This window comes from Saccharopolyspora antiqui, from assembly GCF_052246905.1.
In the GTDB taxonomy this organism is placed as follows: domain Bacteria; phylum Actinomycetota; class Actinomycetes; order Mycobacteriales; family Pseudonocardiaceae; genus Saccharopolyspora.
In genome coordinates this window covers 110,998-136,657 of the sequence record NZ_JBQQBO010000012.1, presented here as the reverse complement: position 1 = coordinate 136,657, position 25,660 = coordinate 110,998, and the positions used below count along the sequence as shown (strand labels likewise).

26 protein-coding genes are annotated in these 25,660 nt (G+C 70.4%); 18 read left to right on the top strand and 8 right to left on the bottom strand.

Annotated features, from left to right (window positions below; translation table 11 throughout):
- Window positions 1-76: 76 nt before the first annotated feature.
- Both ACTWQN_RS20165 and ACTWQN_RS20160 read right to left on the bottom strand, forming a co-directional pair.
- On the bottom strand, window positions 77-1,375 hold the full coding sequence (locus ACTWQN_RS20165) for a cytochrome P450 (RefSeq protein ID WP_443205058.1): 1,299 nt from the start codon (window positions 1,373-1,375) through the stop codon (window positions 77-79).
- Window positions 1,376-1,451: 76 nt separating this feature from the next.
- Window positions 1,452-1,805 (bottom strand): VOC family protein, encoded by a 354-nt coding sequence (locus ACTWQN_RS20160; protein WP_443205057.1) that lies wholly within the window; start codon window positions 1,803-1,805, stop codon window positions 1,452-1,454.
- 124 nt (window positions 1,806-1,929) lie between these two features.
- On the opposite strand from ACTWQN_RS20160, the gene ACTWQN_RS20155 reads away from it, so the two are divergent.
- Window positions 1,930-3,675: a proline--tRNA ligase gene (locus ACTWQN_RS20155; RefSeq protein ID WP_443205056.1), complete on the top strand. Its 1,746-nt coding sequence runs from the start codon at window positions 1,930-1,932 to the stop codon at window positions 3,673-3,675.
- Window positions 3,676-3,775: 100 nt separating this feature from the next.
- Here the strand turns inward: ACTWQN_RS20155 and ACTWQN_RS20150 are convergent, their stop codons facing one another.
- The gene (locus tag ACTWQN_RS20150; RefSeq protein ID WP_443205055.1) at window positions 3,776-4,465 is read right to left on the bottom strand and encodes an HAD family hydrolase; all 690 of its coding nucleotides are present in this window, start codon (window positions 4,463-4,465) and stop codon (window positions 3,776-3,778) included.
- 153 nt (window positions 4,466-4,618) lie between these two features.
- Window positions 4,619-5,029, bottom strand: a complete 411-nt coding sequence (locus ACTWQN_RS20145) for a YjbQ family protein (RefSeq protein ID WP_443205054.1) — start codon at window positions 5,027-5,029, stop codon at window positions 4,619-4,621.
- A 56-nt stretch (window positions 5,030-5,085) separates the two neighbouring features.
- Here ACTWQN_RS20145 and ACTWQN_RS20140 point away from each other — a divergent pair, with 56 nt between their 5' ends.
- A complete protein-coding gene (locus ACTWQN_RS20140; protein WP_443205053.1) occupies window positions 5,086-6,117 on the top strand; it encodes an aminotransferase class V-fold PLP-dependent enzyme in 1,032 nt (343 codons plus the stop codon).
- Between the two features lie 84 nt (window positions 6,118-6,201).
- Window positions 6,202-6,990, top strand: coding sequence for a hypothetical protein (locus ACTWQN_RS20135; protein WP_443205052.1), 789 nt, complete (start codon window positions 6,202-6,204; stop codon window positions 6,988-6,990).
- Window positions 6,991-7,030: 40 nt separating this feature from the next.
- Here the strand turns inward: ACTWQN_RS20135 and ACTWQN_RS20130 are convergent, their stop codons facing one another.
- Genes ACTWQN_RS20130 through ACTWQN_RS20120 form a run of 3 tightly spaced genes read right to left on the bottom strand, consistent with a single transcriptional unit; the run spans window position 7,031 to window position 8,200 of the window.
- On the bottom strand, window positions 7,031-7,477 hold the full coding sequence (locus ACTWQN_RS20130; protein ID WP_443205051.1) for a ferritin-like domain-containing protein: 447 nt from the start codon (window positions 7,475-7,477) through the stop codon (window positions 7,031-7,033).
- The gene (locus tag ACTWQN_RS20125) at window positions 7,474-7,965 is read right to left on the bottom strand and encodes a hypothetical protein (protein WP_443205050.1); all 492 of its coding nucleotides are present in this window, start codon (window positions 7,963-7,965) and stop codon (window positions 7,474-7,476) included. The genes ACTWQN_RS20130 and ACTWQN_RS20125 overlap by 4 nt, the downstream gene beginning before the upstream one ends.
- A gap of 22 nt (window positions 7,966-7,987) precedes the next feature.
- Window positions 7,988-8,200, bottom strand: coding sequence for a hypothetical protein (locus ACTWQN_RS20120; protein ID WP_443205049.1), 213 nt, complete (start codon window positions 8,198-8,200; stop codon window positions 7,988-7,990).
- Between the two features lie 63 nt (window positions 8,201-8,263).
- On the opposite strand from ACTWQN_RS20120, the gene rimP reads away from it, so the two are divergent.
- From rimP to ACTWQN_RS20085, 7 genes are all read left to right on the top strand, one after another.
- The gene (gene rimP / locus ACTWQN_RS20115; protein ID WP_443205048.1) at window positions 8,264-8,821 is read left to right on the top strand and encodes a ribosome maturation factor RimP; all 558 of its coding nucleotides are present in this window, start codon (window positions 8,264-8,266) and stop codon (window positions 8,819-8,821) included.
- A complete protein-coding gene (gene nusA / locus ACTWQN_RS20110; RefSeq protein ID WP_443205047.1) occupies window positions 8,818-9,888 on the top strand; it encodes a transcription termination factor NusA in 1,071 nt (356 codons plus the stop codon). Before rimP ends, nusA begins: the two co-directional genes overlap by 4 nt.
- A gap of 59 nt (window positions 9,889-9,947) precedes the next feature.
- Window positions 9,948-10,316, top strand: coding sequence for a YlxR family protein (locus ACTWQN_RS20105; RefSeq protein WP_443205046.1), 369 nt, complete (start codon window positions 9,948-9,950; stop codon window positions 10,314-10,316).
- 92 nt (window positions 10,317-10,408) lie between these two features.
- Window positions 10,409-13,378, top strand: coding sequence for a translation initiation factor IF-2 (gene infB / locus ACTWQN_RS20100; protein WP_443205045.1), 2,970 nt, complete (start codon window positions 10,409-10,411; stop codon window positions 13,376-13,378).
- Window positions 13,379-13,453: 75 nt separating this feature from the next.
- A complete protein-coding gene (locus ACTWQN_RS20095) occupies window positions 13,454-13,747 on the top strand; it encodes a DUF503 domain-containing protein (protein WP_443205044.1) in 294 nt (97 codons plus the stop codon).
- Window positions 13,748-13,771: 24 nt separating this feature from the next.
- On the top strand, window positions 13,772-14,272 hold the full coding sequence (gene rbfA, locus ACTWQN_RS20090) for a 30S ribosome-binding factor RbfA (protein ID WP_443205043.1): 501 nt from the start codon (window positions 13,772-13,774) through the stop codon (window positions 14,270-14,272).
- Window positions 14,273-14,404: 132 nt separating this feature from the next.
- Window positions 14,405-15,382, top strand: coding sequence for a DHH family phosphoesterase (locus tag ACTWQN_RS20085; RefSeq protein ID WP_443205042.1), 978 nt, complete (start codon window positions 14,405-14,407; stop codon window positions 15,380-15,382).
- A 76-nt stretch (window positions 15,383-15,458) separates the two neighbouring features.
- Here ACTWQN_RS20085 and ACTWQN_RS20080 read toward each other — a convergent pair whose 3' ends face one another.
- Window positions 15,459-15,986, bottom strand: a complete 528-nt coding sequence (locus ACTWQN_RS20080; protein WP_443205041.1) for a CGNR zinc finger domain-containing protein — start codon at window positions 15,984-15,986, stop codon at window positions 15,459-15,461.
- Between the two features lie 69 nt (window positions 15,987-16,055).
- Here ACTWQN_RS20080 and ACTWQN_RS20075 point away from each other — a divergent pair, with 69 nt between their 5' ends.
- From ACTWQN_RS20075 to ACTWQN_RS20040, 8 genes are all read left to right on the top strand, one after another.
- The gene (locus tag ACTWQN_RS20075; protein WP_443205040.1) at window positions 16,056-17,381 is read left to right on the top strand and encodes an MATE family efflux transporter; all 1,326 of its coding nucleotides are present in this window, start codon (window positions 16,056-16,058) and stop codon (window positions 17,379-17,381) included.
- Between the two features lie 120 nt (window positions 17,382-17,501).
- On the top strand, window positions 17,502-18,410 hold the full coding sequence (truB, locus tag ACTWQN_RS20070; RefSeq protein ID WP_443205039.1) for a tRNA pseudouridine(55) synthase TruB: 909 nt from the start codon (window positions 17,502-17,504) through the stop codon (window positions 18,408-18,410).
- Between the two features lie 264 nt (window positions 18,411-18,674).
- Entirely contained in the window at window positions 18,675-19,661 is a 987-nt protein-coding gene (locus ACTWQN_RS20065) for a bifunctional riboflavin kinase/FAD synthetase (protein ID WP_443205038.1), read from the top strand.
- Between the two features lie 170 nt (window positions 19,662-19,831).
- Complete coding sequence (locus tag ACTWQN_RS20060) at window positions 19,832-20,317, top strand: helix-turn-helix domain-containing protein (protein WP_443205037.1); 486 nt, start codon at window positions 19,832-19,834, stop codon at window positions 20,315-20,317.
- A gap of 60 nt (window positions 20,318-20,377) precedes the next feature.
- Window positions 20,378-20,941 carry an RNA 2',3'-cyclic phosphodiesterase gene (gene thpR / locus ACTWQN_RS20055; RefSeq protein ID WP_443205036.1) on the top strand — a complete coding sequence of 188 codons (564 nt, stop codon included), beginning with the start codon at window positions 20,378-20,380 and terminating at the stop codon, window positions 20,939-20,941.
- A 147-nt stretch (window positions 20,942-21,088) separates the two neighbouring features.
- Entirely contained in the window at window positions 21,089-21,358 is a 270-nt protein-coding gene (rpsO, locus tag ACTWQN_RS20050; RefSeq protein WP_443205035.1) for a 30S ribosomal protein S15, read from the top strand.
- Window positions 21,359-21,610: 252 nt separating this feature from the next.
- Window positions 21,611-23,875, top strand: coding sequence for a polyribonucleotide nucleotidyltransferase (locus ACTWQN_RS20045; protein WP_443205034.1), 2,265 nt, complete (start codon window positions 21,611-21,613; stop codon window positions 23,873-23,875).
- 327 nt (window positions 23,876-24,202) lie between these two features.
- A complete protein-coding gene (locus ACTWQN_RS20040) occupies window positions 24,203-25,552 on the top strand; it encodes a M16 family metallopeptidase (RefSeq protein ID WP_443205033.1) in 1,350 nt (449 codons plus the stop codon).
- Window positions 25,553-25,660 lie beyond the last annotated feature (108 nt).

The following is a 25,660-nucleotide window of genomic DNA, read 5'->3' as shown; positions in this document are numbered from 1 at the left end:
TCGTCGAGCCTGGTCCGGGTGCCGCTGTGGGTAGTGGAGCTGCCGCATCACCACCCGCCAAGCTCCGGGGAAAACGTCAGGCGGGGGAGAGGGTGCGGTTGGTGGTGACCGGCAGGGACGACAGGCCGTGGATGATCGACGTCGGGCGGCGGACCGGTGCGCCCGCCCGGCGGAGGTCGGGCAGGCGGGTGGCCAGGCACCGGAACGCGACCTCGGCTTCCAGCCGGGCCAGCGGCGCACCGAGGCAGTAGTGGATGCCGGAGGAGAACGCGAGGTGCTCCCCGCGGTCCGGGCGGGTGATGTCGAACCGGTCCGGATCGGTGTGCACCGCCGGATCGCGTCCGCCCGAGGCCAGCAGCACCAGCACCGGCGTGTCCGCCCCCAGCTGATACCCGGCCAACTCCACGGGCTCGTGCGCGATCCGCATCGTCATCTGGACCGGCGGATCCCACCGCAGCGTCTCCTCGACCACCGCCGATGCCAGGTTCGCATCGGCGCGCAGCAGATCCCACTGGTCCGGGTGCTTCAACAGCGCGAGGGTTCCGTTGCCGATCAGGTTGACCGTCGTCTCGAAACCCGCGACCAGCAGCAGGTCGCACATCTGCACCAGTTCGGTGCTGCTGAGCTTGTCCCCGTCCAGGGCGGCGACCAGATCGCTGACGATGTCCTCCCCGGGCTCCGCGCGACGCGCTTCGATCAGCCTGGTGAACAGCGTGTCGAGCTCGCCGAAGGACTCCCGCATCTGCCGCAGCTGGCGTGCCGAGCGGACTCCGTCCACCGCCCCGGCGAGCACCCGGCCGTGGTGCGCCAGGCGCTCGGCGTCCAGCGACGGCAGCCCGAGCAGTTCGCAGATCACCCGGATCGGCAGCGGCCCGGCGAAATCCCGGACCACGTCGAACTCGCCGCGCTCGACGGCCCGGTCCAGCAGGTCGTGCGCGATCTCCTCGATGCGTTCCCGATAGGTCTCCAGGCGCCGCGGCCGGAAGGCCGGGGCGGCCAGCCGCCGCAACCGGGAATGGTCCGGCGGATCGAGTTCGAGCAGTGAAAGTTGCAGGTCGACGGCCGCAGCGGTCGGGTCGCCGTAGGAGCCGTCGCTGGTGCGCACGCCGAATCGCCGGTCCCGCAGCACCTCATCGCAGAGCTGATAGGTCGTAGCGACCACCACCCCGAGCTTGCTGCGGGTCAGCGGCCCCTGCGCGCGCAGCTGCGCGTAGAGCGGATACGGATCGTCCCGCCACGGGGCGTGCATCATGCGCGCCATCGGGTCGCCGCGCTTGGCGAAGATCCAGGTCATCGCCCCCTGCGCGAACAACCGCAGGCGAAGACCGAGTTCGGCCGACCAGCGGTGCTCAGCACGGGCCTGTTGAGCGGACATCGGCCCCCCTTCGGGAAAAAACGGACCAACTTCGAGGTAACCGCAGCCCGGGCGGCTCGACAATGGGCCGATCGGGTCAGTGGCCGCTGGCGACGCAGAACTCGTTGCCCTCCGGGTCGGCGAGCACGGTCCACCGCAGGCCATCGGGCCCGTCGTGTTCGCCCAGCTCGGTGGCCCCCAGCTCGACCAGACGACGCACCTCCGCCTGCCGGTCGGTGGTGTCCAGGTCCACGTGCACCCGGTTCTTCCCGGTGCGTGGCTCGGGCACCCGCTGCAGCCCGAGCGCCACACCGTCCGCCTTGTTCGGGGCGAGCACCACGAATTCGCCGTCGTCGTAGCTGACCGAGGTCTCCAAGGCCTGCGTCCAGAACTCCGCCAACGCCCGGGGCGATGCGCAGTCGATGGTCACCATGCCGATGCTCAGTGTCATGACGCGCAAGATAGGTGCCAAGCCCGACAGCCGCCGGGCACGCGGATAATCCGCTGGTAGCGGCCCAGTCGCGGGTCGCTACCCTGCCCGTTAACGAATCAGGCCGGATGAGGAGCTAGCAGCCGTGATCACGAGGATGTCGACGTTGTTCCTGCGTACCCTGCGTGAGGATCCGGCCGACGCCGAGGTGCCGAGCCACCGGCTGCTCATCCGCGCCGGTTACGTGCGCCGAGTCGCCCCCGGCATCTACTCCTGGCTGCCGCTGGGCCTGCGGGTGCTGCGCAAGATCGAGGAGATCGTGCGCGAGGAGATGAACGCGATCGGCGCGCAGGAGATCCACTTCCCCGCGCTGCTGCCGAGGGAGCCCTACGAGGCGACCAACCGCTGGACCGAGTACGGACCGAACCTGTTCCGGTTGAAGGACCGCAAGGGCGCCGACTACCTGCTCGGGCCCACGCACGAGGAACTGTTCGCACTAACCGTCAAGGGCGAGTACAGCTCCTACAAGGACTACCCGGTCATGCTGTACCAGATCCAGACCAAGTACCGGGACGAGGAGCGGCCTCGGGCGGGCATCCTGCGGGGCCGCGAGTTCGTCATGAAGGACTCCTACTCCTTCGACCTCGACGACGAGGGCTTGGCCGCCTCCTACCAGCTGCACCGCGACGCCTACATCCGCATCTTCGACCGGGCCGGGCTGCGCTACGTGATCGTCGCGGCCACCTCCGGTGCGATGGGCGGTTCGGCGTCCGAGGAGTTCCTCGCCGAGAGCGAAACCGGTGAGGACACCTACGTGCGCAGCACCGGATCGGGCTTCGCGGCCAACGTGGAGGCCGTCACCACCCCAGCGCCGCCCGCCGAGCCGATCGAGGGCAAGGCGGCCGCCGAGGTGCACCACACGCCGAGCACGCCGACCATCGAGACCCTGGTCGACTTCCTCAACGCCAACACCGACCGGAAGTTCAGCGCGGCCGACACGCTGAAGAACGTGCTGGTCAAGACCAGGCAGCCCGGCTCGAAGGACTGGGAGCTGCTGGCGGTCGGGGTGCCGGGGGACCGCGAGGTGGACATGAAGCGGCTGGCGGCGTCGCTGGAGCCCGCCGAGGTGGCGCTGCTGGAGGAGCCCGACTTCGCCGCCAACCCGTTCCTGGTCAAGGGCTACATCGGTCCGAAAGCCCTGCAGGACAACGGGGTTCGCTACCTGGTCGACCCGCGGGTGGTGACCGGGACGGCGTGGGTGACCGGCGCGGACAAGACCGACCACCACGTGGTGGACCTGCTGTGCGGCCGGGACTTCACCCCGGACGGCACCATCGAGGCCGCCGAGGTCCGCGAGGGCGACCCGTCGCCGGACGGCCACGGCACCCTGGTCGCGGCGCGCGGCATCGAGATCGGCCACATCTTCCAGCTCGGCCGCAAGTACGCCGACGCGCTCTCGCTGGACGCACTCGGCCAGGACGGCAAGCCGAAGCGGATCACCATGGGCTCCTACGGCGTCGGTGTGTCGCGGATGGTCGCGGTGATCGCCGAGCAGAGCCACGACGACCTCGGCCTGATGTGGCCGCGCGAGGTGGCGCCCGCCGATGTGCACGTGGTCATCGCGGGCAAGGACGAGAGCATCCGGGAGCGCGGTGAGGCCATCGCCGCCGAGCTCGACGCGGCGGGCGTGCAGGTCATCCTGGACGACCGGACGGTGTCGCCGGGCGTGAAGTTCGCGGACTCCGAACTCCTCGGCGTTCCGACGATCCTGGTGGTTGGCAAGGGCCTGACCAGGGGAGTCGTCGAGGTCCGCGACCGGCGCTCCGGCGACCGCGCGGAGGTCGAGGTCGACGGCGCGGTGCCGCACGTCATCGACGTGGTGCGCGGCTGACCTGCTGGTCGTGAGTGCGCACTCGGGCCGTTCACCCGGCTCAGTTCGCTCGGAACCGACCGGTTATGAGTGGGTGGGCGAGTTGAACGCGCTTTCGCACTCACGGCCGGAGAGCCGCGACGACGGTGTCGGTGTCGGCGAGATCCGGTAGGACGACGTGGGCGCCAGCGCTGCGGAGGTCGTCCTCGGTGCTGCGGCCGGTGGCGACACCGACCGCGATCGCGCCGAAGTGCAGCGCGCCCGCGACGTCGTGCGGGGTGTCTCCGACGACCACGACGGAGTCGGGGGAGATCGGCCCGCCGTGCCGGTCGGTGGTCTTGGCCACCGAGTCGGCGATCAGGTCGTGGCGGTGCATCGAGCCGGCACCGAAGCCGCCGATCTCGAAGTCCACGTGGTGGTGCAGGTCGAAGGATTCGAGCTTGTGGAAGGCGACTTCGGCGAGGTTGCCGGTCACCAGCGTCTGGGTGAACCCCGGGTCGGCCGCCAGCGTCCGCAGCGCGCGCTCCGCACCCGGCAGGGCGCTGCCGCGCTGCGCGAGCTCATCGCGCGTCGCGGCGACCGCGCTGGTCAACGCGGCGAACATGGCTGACACGGTGGCTTCGTCGGTGGGGCTGTCGTGGATTTCGAGCACGTCGGTGGTGATCGCCAGTTCGGTGCGACCCGCGGTGTCCGGCATGCGCTGCAGGGCCTTGCCGGTGACTTCCACGAGTGCCCGGTGGTACCAGCGGGGGCCGAATCCCCTGGCGTCGATGAGCGTCAGGTCGATGTCCCACAGCACGAGTCGTGTCACCGCATCATCCTGCCAGCCAGGCGTCCCGGAGTGGACCCCGACGTGACCAGGACACCGGCCCCGGCGCGCGGCCGCCGCTTCCCGATTCCGCCCGGAAATCCGGGCATTCCCGACGTTCTGCCGGGTCGCGAACACCGGAGCCCGCGCAGCGCCTCAACCAGCCAGGAAGGTCAGCCTGACCCGACGCACCGGATTGTCCACATTGGTGTCCACCAGGCACACCGACTGCCAGGTGCCCAGGGCCAGTTGTCCGCCCAGCACCGGGATCGACGCGTACGGCGGGACGAACGCGGGCAGCACGTGGTCCCGACCGTGACCCGGCGACCCGTGCCGGTGCCGCCAGCGGTCGTCCGCGGGCAGCAGATCCCGCAACGCGGCGAGCAGGTCTTCGTCACTGCCTGCACCGGTCTCGATGATCGCCAGCCCTGCCGTCGCGTGCGGCACCCAGACGTTGAGCAAGCCGTCACCGGCCCCGGCCGAACGCAGGAAGCGCGCGCACTCGGCGCCCAGGTCGTGAACGACCTCCACGGAACCGGTCCGGACCTCGATTTCCTCGGTGTGCATGGGCCAACGGTAGGCAGTCGTACCGGAATCGGCTTTCGTGGTGCGAGGATGCAGGCATGCGAGAAGCATTCGGTGCGAAATTCGACGTCCCAGACGGCTATCTGAACACCGCGAGCATCGGCATCCCGCCCACCGACGTGGTCCACGCCCTGACCGAATCGGTGGCGCGTTGGGGAAGCGGTCTGGACCACCCGGCGGACTTCGAACCTGCCGTGGCCACCGCGCGAGGGGCGTTCGCGCGGCTGGTCGGCACCGCGGCGGACCGGGTGGCGATCGGCGCCACCGCCTCGCAACTCATCGGCCTGGTCGCGGCGAGCTTGCCGGATGGTGCCCGAGTGCTGGTCGCGAAGCAGGACTTCACCAGCGTGCTCTTCCCGTTCGCCGCGCAGCAGGACCGAGGTGTGCGGGTGACCGAGGTGGAGCTGTCCGAGATCGCCGACCACGCCGCTGACCACGACGTGGTCGCGGTCAGCGCGGTGCAGTCCAGCGACGGCCGGATCGTCGACCTCGACGCGCTGCGGCAGGTCGCCGCCTCGACCTCGACGCGGGTGCTGCTCGACGTCACGCAGGCGCTCGGCTGGCTTCCGATGCGCCTGGACTGGGCCGACTGGGTCGTTTGCGCGGGCTACAAGTGGCTGCTCTCGCCGCGCGGCGCCGCCTGGCTGGCCGTCCACCCGGACGCGCCCGAGATCCGGCCGAACAGCGCGAACTGGTACGCGAGCGACGACCCGTGGAACACCACCTACGGCCTGCCGTTGCGGCTGGCCGACGACGCCCGCGCCCTCGACCTGTCGCCGACCTGGTTCGCGCAGGTCGGGGCGGCGGTGGCGATGGACTGGCTGGCCGGGCTCGACATGACCGCGGTCGCCGGGCACTGCGCCGGGCTGGCCGACGAGTTCCGGACGGCACTGGACCTGCCACCGGCGGGATCAGCGATCGTCTCGGTGCAGGTGCCCGACGCGGTGTCGAAACTGACCGCGGCGGGGATCTCCTGCGCGATGCGGGCGGGCCGGGCCAGGTTGTCGTTCCACCTGTACAACACGGCCGCGGACGTCGAACGCGCGGTCAACGCCCTGCGGTCGGCATGACCATTACGTCGGGGGTGTCCCTCTCGTGATCCGCAACCGCTACCGTTGGTGCCCGTGTCGGACCGACAGGGTGGGCCCGAAGAGATGACGGGTGCACAAGCCAATACGCAGCGCGAGACCACTCCGCTGCGGCGCGACAACTCGCGGATCAGACCGGATCGCGCGCCCGTGCCCGCCGAACCGGAGCAGGCCACCCGGCCCGCGTTCGCCCCGCCACCTCGACGGGATCCGCCACCGCCACCTCCGGTCAACCAGTCGACCACTCGGCAGGCCCCGGTGCCGGAAGCACCGCGCGTCACCCCGATGGGCTGGGCACTGCGCGGACTCGGGCTGCTCGCGATCTCGGTGCTGTCCGGGCTGATCTGGCTGCTGATCAAACCGGACGGCGCGGACGACGCCGCACCGCCGTCGAATCCGCCGCGGTACGACTTCACGCTGATCCGCCGGGAAGAAGCGTTCCAGGGTTGCAAGGACGTCTCGACGGCACAGATCAGGAGCTTCTTCCAGCGGCAGGAGTGCGCGCACCTCACCCGCGCGCTCTACAGCACCAAGCTGCCCAACGGCACCCGGGTGCTGACCTCGGTCATCACCGTGCTGATGCCCGATGCGACCGCCGCGCAGCAGCTCAACGACCTGACCACGCGGGATGGCACCGGCAACATCCGGGACTTGGTCGACGACGAGAGCGACGGCACCAGGGACATGCCCGACCTGGACGACGACGCCTACGCCTCCGGGCGCCAGGACCGCCTGGTGGTGATCGGTGACTCGGCCTACTTCGACAAGTCCACCCCGAAGAAGGACCCGGCCCTGCTGGACGTCACCAACGAAGCCCTCAAGCTCGGCTGGCCCCAGGACCAATCCCCACGCTGACGACTGATGGGAAATCCACTCGCGAGGTTGGTGGCGGGTGTCAGGGTTGGCCGGGGAAGGGTTGGGTGGCTGGTTGTTGGCCGGTGGTTAGTCGCCACCTGGTGGCCCGGGTTGCCGATTTGGTGAGGCCGTCCAGGGCGGTGGTGCGCAATCCGGCGTCCTCGGTGTTCTCCAGCACCGAGCGCCAGCCGACCGCGCAGTCCTGCTCCGCCTTGAGCAGCACGGCGATGGCCGATTTCTGGTCGCCCAGCGGTTGCCCGACGTCGTAGCCGGGCTGCGCCGCGGCCGATGGCTGCGCCGCATCTCGCAGCGCCCGATCCGCGGCGTCGCGCAACCGCTGGTGCTGCGCCGCCGCGTCGTCGATCGCGCTGCGCACGCGGGCCTCGCTGACGAACGCGCTGGCCAGTCCGTACACCCACACGGCCGCGTGCTCCGCGCTCAGCGCGCTGCGCAACGCGTTGCCCGCGTCCGCCGAAAGCTCCGTCACCCCAGCACCTCCCGCAGGCTCGCGCAGCTCGCCGAAATGGACCCCACCAGTCCGGCGCGGTAGGTCGGCAGGCCGGGCACCAGTTGCGCCGCCTTCTGCTGCGCCATGGCCAGCGCATCCCGCAGCACTTTCGCCGCGGCGTCCGCGGCGGTCGGGGCCGGTTGCGGCGCCACGTCGGGCACCGACGGCGGATCGTCCGGGTCGGGCGGGTTGACCCGGTCGACCTCCCGCTGCATGGCCTCGGCGTGTGCGGTCCGTGCGCTGGCCACCTCGTTGGCGGCGTCGGCCAGTCCCGCGTGGGCCTGCGCGACCGCCTTCGCCAGCTGCACGTCGGACTTCGCCGCGGTTGCCAGCGCCACCAGCGGATCGGGTTCGTCGGGCGCCGAGCCGCACGCCGTGGTCAACGCGGCGGCCACCGGGGCGGCCGCGAACAACCGCAGGACGCTCCGCCGCCCCAGCACCGGCCAGGCTCGCGAGGAGGATTTCACGCCGCCCTATCCTGCCAGGTGATCAACCCGGCGAATGCTCCGGCACCGCACGCGACGAGCCGCCGGATCCCGCACCGGGGCAGCGCTGGCCGTAGCGATCCATGCCACCGCTCGGTCCCCGGCGCAATCCGCCGATCGTTGGGGTCCCACGCCGCGCTTGGGTGCGGGTGGACGCGATACCCTGGGCGACCGCGGCTTGCACGGGCAGCACCGGCTCGTGGAAGTCCCGCGTCATGTCCAGCGTCGCGATTTTGCCAGGTCCGAACCAGGCCGCGATCGAAATCTAAGGAGTGCCAACGTGTCCAGCCCGCCGCGCGGTGCGATCACCGCGCAGCTGGAGCCCGTCGTAGCCGAGGCCGTGGCTCGAACGGGTTTCGACCTGGAGGAGTTCGACGTGCAGCAGGCCGGCCGCCGTCGACTGATCAAGGTCGTCATCGATTCCGACGATGGGGTCGGGCTCGACGAGATCTCCGACGTCAGTCGCGCGGTGTCGGAGGTGCTGGACGCGCACGAGCACGTCCTGGCCGGTTCCTACACGCTGGAGGTCACCTCGCCGGGCGTGGACCGGCCGCTGACCCGCGTGCGGCACTGGCGGCGCGCCCGCTACCGGCTGGTCAAGATCCGGTTCAGCGACGGCGAGAAGTTGGTGGCGCGCGTCGGGGAAGCCGATGATGGAGGTGTCACGGTGCTGGTCGGCGGCGAACTGCGCCGAGTGGCCTACCGTGATGTCGAACGCGCGGTGGTCGAGGTGGAGTTCCAGCAGCCACCGGCGGAGGATTTGGTCAAGCTGGAGCGGGCTGCGGGCGGCGTTTCCCGGCAGGGGAACGACCGGGAAGACACGGAGGAGTCGAGGTGAACGTCGACATCGCGGCGCTGCGTGCGATCGAACGCGACAAGGACATCCCGTTCGAGACGGTCCTGGAAGCGATCGAATCGGCACTGCTCACCGCATACCGCCACACCGAGGGGCACCAGCCGCACGCGCGGGTGGAGGTGGACCGCAAGACCGGTGTCGTGCGGGTGATCGCCCACACCTTGGCCGCCGACGGCACCGTGCAGGAGGAGTGGGACGACACGCCGGAGGGCTTCGGGCGGATCGCGGCGACCACCGCGCGGCAGGTCATCCTGCAGCGGCTGCGCGACGCGGAGCACGAGCGGACCTTCGGCGAGTTCTCCGCGAAGGAAGGCGAGATCCTCGGCGGAGTAATCCAGCGCGATGCGCGGGCCAACTCGCGCGGCATGGTCATCGTGCAGGTCGGTGACAGCGAAGGCGTGATCCCCGCCGCCGAGCAGGTGGCCGGGGAGAACTACGAGCACGGCACCCGCATCAAGTGCTACGTCTACGGGGTTTCGCGGAGTGCGCGCGGGCCGCAGATCACCCTGTCGCGCACCCACCCGAACCTGGTCCGGCGGCTGTTCGCGCTGGAGGTGCCGGAGATCGCCGACGGCACCGTGGAGATCCCCGCGGTGGCGCGGGAGCCCGGACACCGCTCCAAGATCGCGGTGCGCTCGACGATCTCCGGGGTCAACGCCAAGGGCGCCTGCATCGGGCCGATGGGCTCGCGGGTGCGCAACGTGATGAGCGAGCTGGGCGGCGAGAAGATCGACATCATCGACTACTCGGACGACCCGGCGACCTTCGTCGGCAACGCGCTGTCACCGGCCAAGGTAGTGTCGGTGGAGGTCGTCGACGAACGCGCCAAGACCGCGCGGGTGGTCGTGCCGGACTTCCAGCTCTCGCTGGCGATCGGCAAGGAAGGCCAGAACGCCCGGCTGGCGGCGCGGCTGACCGGCTGGCGGATCGACATCCGCAGCGATGCCGACCCCGGTGCGCCCGCCACCTCGGCGGGCCAGCCCCCGGCGCAGGCATCCGGTCTCGACCCCGCGGTGGACGATCTGCCGACCGTGGGTTCGGCCGAGTGACGTCGTCGGGTTAGAATCACAGGAGGTTCGACGCGAGGGGAACGACGATCAGCACGCGGGTGGCCGGTCGACACGGCGAGAGCTGTGGACCGGTGCGCACTTGTGTGGGATGTCGTATCCGGACGTCATCCTCCGAGCTACTGCGTGTGGTGGCTGAGGTCGGTCGGGCGGGTCCCGTCGCTGTTCCCGATCCACGACGTCGGCAACCGGGCCGGGGAGCATGGTTGCATCCCGATCTGGCGTGCCTTCGGCTGGCCGAGCGGCGCCGGGCGTTTCCGCGTGCACTGCGTGTGCAGGGATCTCTCGACACCTCAGCCGTGCAGGACCACTTGAGTGCCAGCCAACCGCAGCCAGTGGCTCACGACATGACCGACGCGGGATCCGTCCCGCGCCAGGCAACTGAAGGAAAGCAGGTCGACCCGTCATGAATCAGCCGTGAAGCTGAAGCCATGAACGCGCATCGGCGATAGGACGAGGTCGAGCGGGACTGCCGCCCGGCCTCACCCAGATGAGGAGAGCAGTGGCAGGCAAGGCCCGCGTACATGAGCTCGCCAAAGAGCTCGGTGTTACCAGCAAGGAAGTACTGAACAAGCTCGCCGAGCAGGGCGAGTACGTGAAGTCTGCGTCGTCCACCGTGGAAGCCCCGGTGGCCCGCAGGCTGCGTGACGCACTCGCCAAGCCGTCGGCGTCCAAGAAGAGCGACTCCAATGGCGGCGGCAGGCCCGCACCGGTGGAGTCCAGGTCTGGTCGCGCCGAAGGGGCGCCGAAGCCCGGCCCCAAGCCCGGCCCGCGCCCCGAGGGGCCGGCTGGCGAACGTCCCAAGCCCGGCCCCAAGCCGGGTCCGAAACCGACTCCCAAGCCGGAGCCGGAGGTCAAGCCCGCCGAGCAGGCACCGGCCGCGAAGGCCGAGCCCCGGCAGGCCGCTGGCCCCAGGCCCAGCCCGAAGTCACCGGCCCCGCGGCAGCAGCAGGGCCCGAAGTCCGGTGGCGACGGCGATGCCGGTGTCGTCCCGGCGCGTCCGAAGGCGCCCAAGCCGGGGCCGCGGCCGCCGCGCGTGGGCAACAACCCGTTCGGCGTCGGCAGCGGTGCGCCGCAGCAGCGGTCCCCGCGCCCGGGTCCTGGTGGTCGCCAGGGCGGCGGGCAGGGTCCCGGTCGTCAACACGGTGGCCAGCGGCAGGGCGGCGGTCAGGGTGCTGGCACGGCACCTGCCGCCGGCAACGCGCCGCGCGGTGACGGTGGCTCGCGCCCGAACCCGGGCATGATGCCGCCTCGTCCGAACCCCGGCATGATGCCGCCTCGTCCGCCGCGTAGCGGTGGCGGTCCTGGTGGTGGTCCCGGTGGAGGCCGCGGCGGTGGCCGTGGTGGACCGGGTGGTGGCGGCGGTGGTCGTCCCGGTGGCGGCGGTGGCGGCGGTGGTCGTCCCGGCGGCGGTGGCGGCGGCTTCCGCGGCGGCGGTGGCGGTGGGGGCGGCAGCGCGCCCAGCGGCGCCCCGGCCGGTGGCGGCGGTGGCTTCCGCGGTCGTCCCGGCGGCGGTGGTCGTCCGGGCGGTCCCGGCGGTCGTGGCGGTGCGGCCGGTGCGTTCGGTCGTCCCGGCGGTCCGGCCAAGCGCGGTCGCAAGTCGAAGCGGCAGAAGCGCCAGGAGTACATGGAGAACATGCAGGCGCCGTCGGTCGGCGGCGTCCGCCTCCCGCGCGGCAGCGGCGAGGTCGTTCGCCTGCGCCGCGGTGCTTCGCTGACCGACTTCGCCGAGAAGATCAACGCCAACCCGGCCTCGCTGGTGCAGGCGATGTTCCACCTCGGCGAGATGGTCACCGCGACCCAGTCCGTCTCCGACGAGGTGCTGGAGCTCCTCGGCTCGGAGATGAACTACCAGATCGAGATGGTCAGTCCGGAGGACGAGGACCGGGAGCTGCTGGAGTCGTTCGACATCAGCTACGGCGACCCGGGCAGCTCCGAGGACGAGCTGGCGGCGCGTCCGCCGGTGGTGACCGTCATGGGTCACGTCGACCACGGTAAGACCCGCCTGCTGGACACCATCCGCAAGACGAACGTGCAGGCCGGTGAGGCCGGTGGCATCACTCAGCACATCGGTGCGTACCAGGTCGTCACCAGCCTGGAAGGCAACGAGCGGCCGATCACCTTCATCGACACCCCGGGTCACGAGGCGTTCACCGCGATGCGTGCCCGTGGTGCGAAGTCGACCGACATCGCCGTGCTGGTGGTGGCCGCCGACGACGGCGTCATGCCGCAGACGGTGGAGGCGATCAACCACGCCCAGGCCGCTGGGGTGCCGATCGTGGTCGCGGTCAACAAGATCGACGTCGAGGGTGCGAACCCGGCCAAGATCCGCCAGCAGCTGACCGAGTACAACCTGGTCGCGGAGGAGTACGGCGGCGACACCATGTTCGTCGACATCTCGGCGAAGCAGGGCACCAACATCGACGGCCTGCTGGAGGCGGTCCTGCTCACCGCGGACGCCGCGCTGGACCTGCGGGCGAACCCGAGCATGCCCGCCCAGGGCGTGGCGATCGAGGCCCATCTGGACCGCGGTCGCGGTCCGGTGGCCACGGTGCTGGTGCAGCGCGGCACGCTGCGGGTCGGTGACTCGGTGGTGGCCGGGGACGCCTACGGCCGCGTCCGCCGGATGATCAACGAGAACGACGAGGACGTCCCGGAGGCGCTGCCGTCGCGGCCGGTGCAGGTCATCGGTTTCACTTCGGTGCCGGGCGCGGGCGACACCTTCCTGGTGGTCGACGAGGACCGGGTGGCTCGGCAGATCGCCGACCGCCGCGGGGCTCGCATCCGGGAGGCGCAGAACGCGGCCAAGCGCAAGCGGGTCAGCCTCGAAGACCTGGACAAGGTGCTCAAGGACACCAACCAGCTCAACCTGATCATCAAGGGTGACAACTCGGGTACCGTCGAGGCGCTCGAAGAGTCGCTGATGAAGATCGAGGTCGGCGACGACGTCGAGCTGCGGGTCATCCACCGCGGCGTCGGTGGCATCAACGAGTCGGACATCAACCTCGCCACCGCGGAGAACACCATCGTCCTGGGCTTCAACGTCCGGGCCGAGGGCAAGGCGGCCGAGGTCGCCAACCGCGAGGGCGTCGAGATCCGGTACTACTCGGTGATCTACCGCGCCATCGAGGACATCGAGCAGGCCCTCAAGGGCATGCTCAAGCCCGAGTACGAGGAAGTCGAGCTGGGCCGGGCCGAGGTCCGCGAGGTCTTCAAGTCCTCCCGGGTCGGCACCATCGCGGGCTGCATGGTCACCGAAGGCGTCATCAAGCGGAACGCCAAGGCACGCCTGCTGCGCGACAACGTGGTGGTCGCCGAGAACCTCACCATCAACTCGTTGAAGCGGTTCAAGGACGACGCGAACGAGGTCCGCGAAGGCTTCGAGTGCGGTCTGACCCTGGGGTCGTACAACGACCTCAAGGTCGGCGACGTCATCGAGCCCTACGAGATGCGCGAGAAGCCGCGCGACTGAGCCGGTGTGCGCACAGGGGGTCGTCATTCGGCGGCCCCCTGTGCGGCGGCTGGCTCCTCGCGGTGAGGAACACCCATGTATGTCGGTGTGCTCGAACTGGACGTGCTGCTCGGTGACGTCCACTCCCTGAAGCAGAAGCGCGCCGTGGTGCGGCCAGTGGTGGCCGAACTGCGACGGCGCTTCGAGGTCGCGGTCGCCGAGGCCGGGAACCAGGATCTGCACCGCCGCGCGCTGTTCGGCGTCGCGACGGTCTCCGGCGACGCCGCGCACGTGCGCGAAGTGCTGGATGCGTGCGAGCGGCTGGTCGCCGCGCGCCCCGAACTCGAATTGCTTTCGGCCCGGCAACGGATGCTGGGCCCGGAAGACTGAACTTTTCCCATAAGGAGGTGCGCCGTGGCTGATACGGCGCGCGCCCGCAGGCTCGCCAAACGCATCGCCCAGATCGTGGCATCGGGGCTGGAGCACGAGGTGAAGGACCCGCGGCTGGCGATGGTGACGGTCACCGACGCACGGGTCACCCCCGATCTGCGGGACGCCACTGTGTACTACACCGTGTTCGGCGACGACGCCGACCACGCCTCGACCGCTGCCGCACTGGCCAGCGCGACCGGGGTGCTGCGTTCCCGCGTCGGCGAGCAGACCGGGGTGCGGTTCACCCCGACGCTGACGTTCGTCGCAGACACCGTGCCGGACAACGCGCGGCGCTTCGACGAACTGCTCGCCAAGGCCAGGGAAGCCGATGAGGAGGTCGCCCGGTTGGCTTCCGGCGCGGTGCACGCCGGTGACAGCGATCCGTACCGCGCCGCCACCGACGATGACGAGCTCGCCACCGACGGTGCGGACGTCGAATCGTTTTCCGACGCCGATGTGCGTCGTGGGCCACAAGGTGGTTGAGTCGCGGCGCGTCATCGGGTGCGTTGGTCATCGGTGGTCACATCGGCCATCGATGTCGTGGAGGTGAAACCTGTGCGCGGGCAACCCGATAGTCGCGATGGCAATTCCGCGACCGGTGCTGATCCGGTCGCAGTGGCTGAGGCCGCTCGCAAGCTCGCCAACGCCTCGGACGTGACGCTTTTCGCGCACATCAACCCGGACGCCGATGCGTTGGGCAGCGCGCTCGCGCTGGGCCGTGCGCTGCGGCGGCGCGGCTGCGCGGTCCGGGTCTCGTTCGGGAACCCGCAGCGGCCGCCGTTCTCGCTGCGCGATCTCGACGGCGACGGGCTCGTGGTGCCAGCGGACGAGGTGCCCGCGGCGCCACCGACCCTGGTCGTCTGCGACACCGGCAGCCTGCAGCGGCTCGGTCGGCTCGCTGACCGGGTCGCCGCCACCATCGACGCCGGTGGCGACGTCATCGTGATCGACCACCACGTGTCCAACACCCGCTACGGCACGCTGCACGTGATCGATGAGCGTGCCGAGGCGACGGTGTTGATCGTGCTCCGGCTGCTCGACGAACTCGGCGTGGAACTCGATCTGCCGATGGCGCGGTGCCTCTACGCGGGCCTGGTCACCGATACGCGTTCGTTCCGGCACGCCAGCGCGTGGACGCATCGGGTGGCGGCGCGGCTGCTGGAGGCCGGTGTGGATCCGGAGGCGACGACCCGGCCGCTGCTCGACACGCATCCGTTCGGCTGGATGAACATGCTTTCCGAGGTGTTGGCGGAGGCGAAGCTGGAGCCGTCGGCGGCTCGGGGGCTGGGCCTGGTGCACGCGACGGTCCGGTTGGCGCACTCCGAGGGGCTGCGCAGCGAGGACGTCGACAGCGTCATCGACGTGGTGCGCACGACCAGCGAGGCGGAGGTGGCGGCGGTGCTCAAGGAGACCGCGCCGCTGCACTGGTCGGTGTCGCTGCGCGCCGACAGCCGGGTGGACGTCGGCCACGCGGCGGCTTCCTGCGGTGGTGGCGGGCACCGGCTCGCCTCCGGCTTCACCGCCCAGGGCCCGGCGGAGGACGTCATCGCGGCACTGCGGAAGGCCGTCGACGAAGCACCGCTGCTGGACTAGGGACTGTCCCAGAAGTGGTTTGCGTAGCGGTGCGGGGTGGCGCAGACCCCAGCGGTTCGGGGCGAGTCGGGCAGGTTCAGGTGCGGCGTCGGGCCCGGAAGGCGGCGACGTGCACGCGGTTGGCGCAGCGGGGGCTGCAGAAGCGCTTGGCCCGGTTGGTCGAGGTGTCCAGGAAGTAGGTGTTGCAGTCCTCCGCGCCGCAACGCCCCCAGCGCCCGGTGCCGTATTGGACGACGCCCTGGGCCAGACCCCACGCGGCGGCAGCGGCGACTTCGTCAACAGCCGGGGCGTCCGGGCCCGCCACGTGGACGTGCCAGTTCGGCAGGCCCTCGGGCCCGCCGTGGCCGGACAGCCTCGGGCGGGGTGGATGCGTGGACAGCAGGTCGTTGATCTCGGTGAGCACGGTGTCGTCGTCGGCGGCGACCATCGCGTCCAGCGCGCGGCGCAGCCCGTCGGCCACCCCGCGCAGCACGGGGAGGTCGGGTTCGTGCAGGCGGTCGGCCCACCACGGCTCGTCGTGGAGCGCGGCGCGCACCTCGTCCAGGTTGCCCAGGTCGGCGTTCGCGAGTCGGAGCGCCACCATTGCGTAATCAGCGTTGTCCATCTGCGATCCTTACCGATACGCTGGCTTGTCAGGGGCGTATCCCACGATCACAGCTTACCGGGAGGCGGCGTGTCCGAACTTGGCGAACGGGTGGCACCGCGTCAGCTCCTGGCTCTCGCGGTGCCAGCGCTGGGCGTGCTGGCAGCCGAGCCGCTGTACGTGCTGGTCGACACCGCCGTGGTCGGACATCTCGGCGCGGTGCCGCTGGCCGGGCTGGCGCTCGGCGGCACGCTGTTCACCCTGGTTTCGAGCCAGCTGACCTTCCTGACCTACGGCACCACGGCGCGCACCGCTCGGCTGCACGGCGCTGGTCGCCGCAAGGACGCCGTCGCCGAAGGTGTGCAGGCGACCTGGCTGGGCGCCTGCGTCGGCGTGGTGCTCCTGCTGCTCGCGCAGCTGGTGGCGGTCCCGGTCGCGGAATTGCTGGCCGGGCCTGGACCGATCGCCGACGCGGCCGCGACGTGGTTGCACATCGCGCTGCTCGGGGCCCCGATGGTGCTGATCACCATGGCCGGCAACGGCTGGATGCGCGGCGTGCAGGACACCGCCCGCCCGCTTCGCTACGTGCTGATCGGCAACGGTGTGTCGGCCGTGCTGTGCCCGCTGTTCGTCTACCCCTTCGGCTGGGGTCTGGAGGGGTCGGCGATCGCGAACCTGATCGGCCAGACGATCTCCGCCGCGCTGTTCGTGCGGGCCCTGGCCGTCGAGCGGGTGCCGCTGAAGCCGGAGCTGTCGAAGATGCGCGCCCAGCTGGGGCTGGGGCGCGACCTGGTGCTTCGCACCCTGGCGTTCCAGGTGTGCTTCCTGTCGGCGACCTCGGTCGCCGCCCGCACCGGTGCTGAAGCCGCTGCCGCGCACCAGGTGGTTTGGCAGTTGTGGACCTTCCTGGCGCTGGTGCTGGATTCGTTGGCGATCGCTGCGCAGTCGTTGGTCGGCGCCGCGTTGGGCGGCGGTTCGGCGCAGCGGGCCAAGGGGATCGCCAGGCAGGTCACCTGGTACGGCTTGGTGTTCGGCGTCGTGCTCGGGTTGGTGTTCGCAGCGCTCGCGGGCCTGTTGCCAGCGCTGTTCACCACCGACGGCGCGGTGTTGGCGGAGATCCCGCACGCCTGGTGGTTCTTCGTCGTCATGCAGCCCGTGGCAGGCGTGGTGTTCGCCCTGGACGGGGTGCTCCTCGGCGCTGGCGACGCCGCTTACCTGCGCACCGCGGCGCTGCTGAGCGCGGCCGTCGGCTACCTGCCGCTGATCTGGTTGGCGCTGGCGTTCGACTGGGGTTTGGTCGGGATCTGGACCGGCTTGAGCCTGTTCATGATCCTGCGCATGGCGACGCTGCTGCTGCGTGCCCGCTCAGGCCGCTGGGCCGTCGTCGGCGCCACGCGGACACCCGCCAACGCCTAGGACTCGTGAGTGGCGACTCGGGCGAGAACCGGGGCGAGAACTCACGACACGATCGCATCGAAACCCTGCTGGTGCGCCCTGGCTAAGGTGGCGCGGCCGGGTCGGGAATGATGGTGCGTCGTGTCCGAACGCTCCGGTAAAACACGTCCCACCGTTCCACCCGGCCTGCTGGTGATCGACAAACCGGCGGGGATGACCTCGCACGACGTCGTCGCGCGGGTTCGCCGCATCATGGGCACCCGCCGGGTCGGGCACGCCGGAACGCTGGACCCGATGGCCACCGGGGTGCTGGTGCTGGGCCTGGAACGGGCCACCAAGCTGCTCGGCCACCTGGCCTTGGACACCAAGGCGTACCTGGCCACGATCCGGCTGGGTGCGACCACCACCACCGACGACGCCGAAGGCGAGGTGGTGTCCACTGTGGATGCATCCACAGTGGACGAATCGGCGATCCGGGCCGGGATCGCCGCGTTGACCGGCGATATCCAGCAGGTGCCCAGCGCGGTCAGCGCGATCAAGATCAACGGTCGGCGCGCCTACGAGCTGGCGCGCTCCGGCGAGAACGTCGAACTGGCGGCGCGGCCGGTCGCCGTGTCCCGCTTCGACGTGCTGGCGTTGCGCCGCACCGATCGCACGACAGAGGTGGATGTGCTGGTCGAGTGCTCGTCGGGCACCTACGTGCGCGCGCTGGCGCGGGACCTGGGGGCCGGGCTGGGTGTCGGTGGGCACCTCGCCGAACTGCGCCGGACCCGGGTCGGTCCGTTCGGGCTGGCCACCGCGCGCACCCTTGAGCAGCTGGCAGCCGAGCCTGGCCTGTCGATGAGCCTGGACCAGGCGGTCGAGGCCGCTTTCCCGCGCCGCGACGTCGATCCCGCGGTCGCCCGCGCGCTTTCCCACGGCCAGGTGGTCACGGCGGCCGGGGTCGAGGGCACCTACGGGATGTTCGACCCCGATGGCCGGGCGGTCGCGCTGGTCCGGGACCGCGGTCGGACCGCGAAACCGGTACTGGTGATCATTCCGGCGAACTGACCGATCTGCGCGGATCGTCTTCCGCCGCAAGGTTTTCAGTGACGCGGGTCATGGTCGCCAGAACCCGGCGAAGGGCGAGCGTCAGCGAGCCGACCGAGCTCGGCCGGATGTGCGCGGCCACCACGCACGACCAGCGCGTCGGCATTCGAGGCCGGGGCGAGCTGACCGGCGGGATTGCCGTCCGCCGCTGCCCGTGCGGCGCGACCTGCGGCACGGGCGATGGCGATCCGGTGGTCCGGGAGCAGCGCAGTAGGCTTGCTGGTCGTGCAGCGATGGCGTGGTTTGGAGCAGATCCCCGGCGGCTGGGGCCGGTGCGTGGTCACCATCGGCGTCTTCGACGGCGTGCACCGGGGGCATCAGCAGCTGATCACGCACGCCGTGCAGCAGGCCCGCCGCCGCAACGTGCCCTGCGTGCTGATGACCTTCGATCCGCACCCGTCGGAAGTGGTGCGGCCGGGCAGCCACCCGGCGCAGCTGACCACGCTGCGGCGCCGAGCCGAGCTGGTCGAACAGCTCGGCGTGGACGTGTTCTGCGTGCTGCCCTTCACCCGCGAGGTCGCGCGGCTACCGGCCGAGGAGTTCGTGCACGAGATGTTGGTGGAGCGGCTGCACGCGGCCGAGATCGTGGTCGGCGAGAACTTCACCTTCGGCCACAAGGCGGCTGGCAACATCGAGCTGCTGGCCAAGCTCGGCGAGCGGTTCGGCTTCGAGGTCGAATCTGATGCGCTGGTATCCGGGCCGGTGCGCCGGGCCGACGACCCGTCCGGCACCTCGGTGACCTTCTCGTCGACCTACATCCGCTCCAGCATCGACGCCGGCGACGTCGTCGCGGCGGCCTCCGCGCTGGGCCGCCACCACCGGCTGGAGGGCATCGTGGTGCGCGGCGCCGGGCGCGGCGGCAAGGAACTCGGCTTCCCCACCGCGAACCTGTCCACCCCGTCGCACGCGGCGATCCCGGCCGACGGTGTCTACGCGGGCTGGTTCACGCACCGCCGACGTGGCTCGGTGCAGCCCGGGCGGACGCTGCCCGCGGCGGTGTCGGTGGGCAGCAACCCGACCTTCTCCGGCACCGAGCGCACCGTCGAGGCGTACGTGCTCGACATCGACGCCGACTTCTACGGCGAGCACGTCGACCTGGACTTCGTGCAGCGGCTGCGGTCGATGGAGCGCTTCGACACGGTCGACGCGCTGATCCAGCAGATGCACCAGGACGTCGTCGAGACCCGGCGGATTCTGGGTGCGGACGGGTGAAAACCGGTAAGCCGACGCCCCGAACGGAGCAGCCGCGTCCACTGGGCGGGGCACCGCGATCGCAGCGGATTTCGGATTCTCGTTCGCATCCGGGCGATGACCTGGCAGTATTCAGAGCCGGATCAGCGGCCGAGCGCGGCCGGGTCGCCGCCGACACAGGGGGAGCGAAGGTGACGGAGAGCAAGAACGTCCAGCGGAACCTGGCACTGCAGCGGCAGTGGTACGGCGAACCGCTGGGAGACCGGGTGCGCCGCCTGGTCGTTGCGTTCCGCATCTCGCAGGCCCAGCTCGCCGAGGTGCTCGGGATCAGCGCGCCGATGCTCAGCCAGGTGATGAGCGGGCGGCGCGCCAAGATCGGCAACCCGTCGGTGCTGGCGCGGCTGGTGATGCTGGAGCGCAAGGTGCTCATCCCCGGTGTGGCGGCTGGCGAGTCGGACGCGATCAAGCAGGCGCTGGAGGACGTTCGGCACTCGCGCCCTTCGGTGGGCCGCGACAACCTGCCGGTCAAGCAGGCCAACGGCGAGGAAGCCGTGTGGCCGGTGTTGCGCGAGGTGGCCCGGCCCAGTGAGCTGGAGGCCGCGGCATCGTTGCTCGAAGGTCGCTACCCGGCGTTGGCGCAGTTGCTGCGCCGCGCCGCCAACGGCGACTCCGACTGACGGTCTCGGGCAAGCGGGCTGGACCCGCGTTCGCGACCATGATCGACAGGGGGGGGGAGCGTGCGCCTGTTCACGGCGCTGTGGCCGTCCGAGGAGGCGGTGCGGCACCTGTCCTCGACAGTCGACCGCCTCGACCCGGACCTGGTCGCCGAAGCCACGGCGGGGCTGCGCAAGTTCCGGTTCACCGCGCCGCAGCGCTGGCACCTGACGTTGTGCTTCCACGGCGACGACGCCGATCAGCAGCACGTGACCGACCGGCTGGAGCGCCGCGTCGCCCAGTTGCGGGCGGCCGATCCGCCGCGGCTGCGGTTGGCCGGCGCCGGGACGTTCCGCGGCGTGCTGTGGACCGGCGTCGAAGCCGCCACCGAAGCCGACGACATCACGCTGCGCGCACTGGTGCGCGCGGCCGGTGGTGATCCACACGATTACCGAGCGCATCTGACCATCGCCAGGTGGGTGGGCGGACGCGCCGACCGGGAGCTGCTGCCCGGCCTGTTCGCGGACTACGCCGGTCCGTGGTGGCAGTGCCGCGAGCTCACCGTGGTGTGCAGTGACCTGCGGGAAGGCGCTCCGGTGTACCGCACGGTGCACCGCGCGGCGGTGCCGCCCGAGTCGTCGGGCTGACCCAGTAGCACCAGCTCCCCCTGTTATCCTGGCCGGTGGAGCGGCTGCAGTCCGTGGTGGCCGAAATCCGGTCGATGATCTTCGATCTGCCCACCCGGCCTACTGGTCGGGTGCAGCTGACACGGGACGTTGAAGGAGAGTCAACTCGTGGCGTTGTCCACTGATGAGAAGAAGCAGATCCTGGCCGAGTACGGCCTGAAGGACGGCGACACCGGTTCGCCCGAGGCCCAGGTGGCCCTGCTGACCAAGCGGATCGTCGGGCTGACCGAGCACCTCAAGCAGCACAAGCACGACCACCACTCGCGTCGTGGTCTGCTGCTGATGGTCGGTCGCCGCCGCCGACTGCTCAACTACCTGACCAAGGTGGACATCGAACGCTACCGTTCGCTGATCCAGCGACTCGGTCTGCGTCGTTGACGGACACCGGGGGGAGTGGCCAGCGGGCCGCTCCCCCCGGTGCATTGAAGACGGACGGCGTCCGGCGCCGTCGCAACTGAAGAGAGTGCTCACGGTGGCACGCACCGGGCAGGCGTCCGCCGGTCCTCGGTAGTGGCTGCCGGGCAATGCGTCGCAGCAGACGCTCCCCGGGAGCTTCGATCGATGGCCGGCCTCGTCGGACCACGATCCGGATGCTCCTGCCGTGGGCCTCGTGAACATGAGGAGTCAACCTTGACTGAACCCCAGTCGATCGACGAGGGCGTTTACGAAGCAACCGCCGTGCTGGACAACGGCGCGTTCGGGACCCGCACCATCCGGTTCGAGACCGGCAGGCTGGCCAAGCAGGCCGCCGGAAGCATCGTCGCCTACCTCGATGACGAGACCATGCTGCTGTCCGCGACCACGGCGTCCAAGCAGCCGAAGGAGCACTTCGACTTCTTCCCGCTGACCGTCGACGTCGAGGAGCGGATGTACGCCGCGGGCCGCATCCCCGGCTCGTTCTTCCGCCGCGAGGGCCGTCCCTCCACCGACGCCATCCTGACCTGCCGGCTGATCGACCGGCCGCTGCGCCCGTCCTTCGTGGACGGCCTGCGCAACGAGGTCCAGGTCGTCGTCACGGTGATGAGCCTGGCGCCCGGCGACCTCTACGACGTGCTGGCGATCAACGCCGCGTCGGCGTCCACCCAGCTGTCCGGGCTGCCGTTCTCCGGCCCGATCGGCGGCACCAGGATGGCGCTGATCGACGGCCAGTGGGTGGCCTTCCCCACCCACGAGCAGTTGGAGCGGGCCGTGTTCGACATGGTCGTCGCGGGTCGCATCGTCGGTGACGACGTGGCGATCATGATGGTGGAGGCCGAGGCCACCGACAAGACCGTCGCGCTGGTCGCCGGTGGCGCCCAGGCGCCCACCGAGGAGGTCGTGGCCGCCGGTCTGGAGGCCGCCAAGCCGTTCATCCGGACCCTGTGCCACGCGCAGCAGCAGCTCGCGCAGGCCGCTGCCAAGGCGGCCCAGGAGTTCCCGGTGTTCCCGGCCTACGCCGAGGACGCCTTCACCGCCGTCGAGCAGTCCGTCTCCAGCGAGCTGGCCGAGGCGCTGAAGATCGCGGGCAAGCAGGAGCGGGAGAACCGCCTCGACGAGATCAAGGCCTCGGTGCTGGAAAAGGTCGGCATCGGCGAGGGCCAGCAGTTCGAGGGCCGCGAGAAGGAGATCGGTGCCGCGTTCCGGTCGCTGACCAAGAAGCTGGTGCGGCAGCGGATCATCCGCGACCAGGTCCGCATCGACGGTCGGGGCCTGACCGACATCCGCAGCCTGTCCGCCGAGATCGGGGTTATCCCGCGGGCGCACGGCTCGGCGCTGTTCGAGCGCGGCGAGACCCAGATCCTGGGTGTTTCGACGCTGAACATGCTGCGGCTGGAGCAGACCATCGACTCGTTGTCGCCGGAGACGACGAAGCGGTACATGCACCACTACAACTTCCCGCCCTACTCGACCGGTGAGACCGGCCGGGTCGGCAGCCCGAAGCGGCGCGAGATCGGCCACGGTGCGCTGGCCGAGCGGGCGCTGATGCCGGTGCTGCCGTCGCGCGAGGAGTTCCCGTACGCGATCCGGCAGGTCTCGGAGGCACTGGGCTCCAACGGCTCCACCTCGATGGGCTCGGTGTGCGCGTCGACGCTGTCGCTGCTCAACGCGGGTGTGCCGCTGAAGGCTCCGGTGGCCGGTATCGCGATGGGCCTGGTGTCCGACACGCTGGGAGACACCGCGGACGGGGCCAAAGTTCACTACGTGGCGCTGACCGACATCCTCGGTGCCGAGGACGCGTTCGGTGACATGGACTTCAAGGTCGCCGGGACCAAGGACTTCGTGACCGCGTTGCAGCTGGACACGAAGCTCGACGGCATCCCGTCCGAGGTGCTGGCCCAGGCGCTCGGCCAGGCCCGCGACGCCCGGTTCACCATCCTCGAAGTGATGGCCGAGGCGATCGGCAAGCCCGACGAGATGAGCCCGCACGCCCCGCGGGTGACCGCCATCAGCATCCCGGTGGACAAGATCGGCGAGGTCATCGGCCCGAAGGGCAAGATGATCAACTCGATCACCGAGGAGACCGGCGCGGAGATCACCATCGAGGACGACGGCACGATCTACGTCGGCGCCGCCGACGGCCCGTCCGCCGAGGCCGCCATCGACAAGATCAACGCGATCGCCAACCCGCAGCTGCCGAAGGTCGGCGAGCGCTTCCTGGGAACCGTGGTCAAGACCGCGGCCTTCGGCGCGTTCGTCTCGCTGCTGCCGGGCAAGGACGGCCTGGTGCACATCTCCAAGCTGGGCAACGGCAAGCGCATCGGCAAGGTCGAAGACGTGGTCAACGTCGGCGACAAGCTGCGCGTGGAGATCGCCGACATCGACAGCCGTGGCAAGATCAGCCTGGTGCTGGTCAGCGACGACGCCGAGAAGGCCGAGGGCGAAGCCCAGCCGGAGGTCGAGAATTCGGTGCAGTGACCAGAGCGTGACGCACTGTCCAATACGGCCCGTCCCGGTTCGCGCCGGGGCGGGCCGTATTGTCATGATTGGCTTGAGTTCGTCCGGAGCAGGGGTGTGCGATGCATTCAACTCGGCATTCGCGTCAGGTAAGCGGCGAAGCCGCTTTCTCTTTCGCCATGCCCGCAACTTGCACCGCCGCGGGTTCTCAGGCGTCTCCTCGGGAGGACAGCCACGACGTGGTGTATCGGACATACATGATGTCGGGGATCCCGGACCGAGGGGGCGTCTGAGGTTCCGCTACCCGCACCGCTACGAAAATTGACCCCACACACTTTTTCTAGGGACATGAAGCAGCAGAACCAGATGCGTAGTGGGAGCGGGCACCTGCAGCGGCCCGGAACCACCCGGGTGCTCGGTCGTAGTGGCGACGTGGCGGTGCGGCGGACGGTGCTGCCCGGTGGGCTTCGGGTGGTCACCGAACCGGTGCCCGGCGTCCGTTCGGCCTCCGTCGGGATCTGGGTCGCGGTGGGCTCCCGCGACGAGGCGCGCCCGCAGGCCGGGGCCGCGCACTACCTGGAACACCTCCTGTTCAAGGGCACCGCCAAGCGCACCGCCGTGGACATCGCGCAGCAGATCGACGCGGTCGGCGGCGAGCTGAACGCCTTCACGACCAAAGAGCACACCTGCTACTACGCGCACGTGCTGGACCGGGATCTGCCGCTGGCCATCGACATGCTCTGCGACGTCGTCTTCGGCGCGGTGAACGCGAAGTCCGATGTGGACGTCGAGCGCAGCGTGGTCCTGGAGGAGATCGCGATGCGCGACGACGATCCCGAGGACCTGCTGCACGAGCTGTTCACCTCGGCCGTGCTGGGTGACCACCCGCTCGGCCGCTCGGTGCTCGGCACCGAGGACTCCATCACCAACATGACCCGCGCGCGGGTGCACGGCTTCTACCGCCGCAGCTACGAGATGCCGAAGATGGTCGTCGCAGCGGCCGGGAACGTGGCGCACGGCCAGGTGCTGCGGCTGATGCGCAAGGCGCTCGGCGACCGGTTGGACGGCGACGTGCGGCCCGCGCCGCCGCGGATGGGGCGGGCCCGGCTACCACAGCAGCAGTCGTTGGTGCTGCACACCGACGACACCGAACAGGTCCACCTGCTGCTGGGCTGCCGCGGCTTCGACCGCCACGACGAGCGCCGGTTCGCGCTCGGAGTGCTCAACGCGGCCCTGGGTGGCGGCATGAGCTCGCGGCTGTTCCAGGAGGTCCGCGAGCGGCGCGGGCTGGCCTACTCGGTGTATTCGGCCACCACGGCGTACTCCGACGCCGGAACGTTCTCGGTGTACGCGGGCTGCGCCCCGGATCGCCTCGGTGAGGTCTCGGCGGTGATCCGCGGCGTGCTCGCCGAGGTCGCGGCCGGCGGGCTGACCGAGGACGAGGTGGCGCGCGGTCGTGGGCAGCTGCGCGGTGGGCTGGTGCTCGGTTTGGAGGACAGCGCCTCGCGGATGAGCCGGATCGGCAAGACCGAGCTGAACTACGGCAGGCACTACACCGTCGAGCAGACGCTGGCACGCATCGACGCGGTAACCGCCGAAGACGTGGCGCAGCTCGCAGCCGAGCTCCTGCGCCGCCCGCTCACCACCGCCGTGGTCGGCCCCTACGACTCGCCCGAAGACCTCCCCGACGGGGTTTGAGCACGTCAGGCCTCGTGGGCGAATATTCTGGTGCTTACCGGAACCAGCACTCACGAGGCCTCACCCGGGGGCGGGGTGGGTGGCCGAGCTACCTAGACTCGGGGTGGC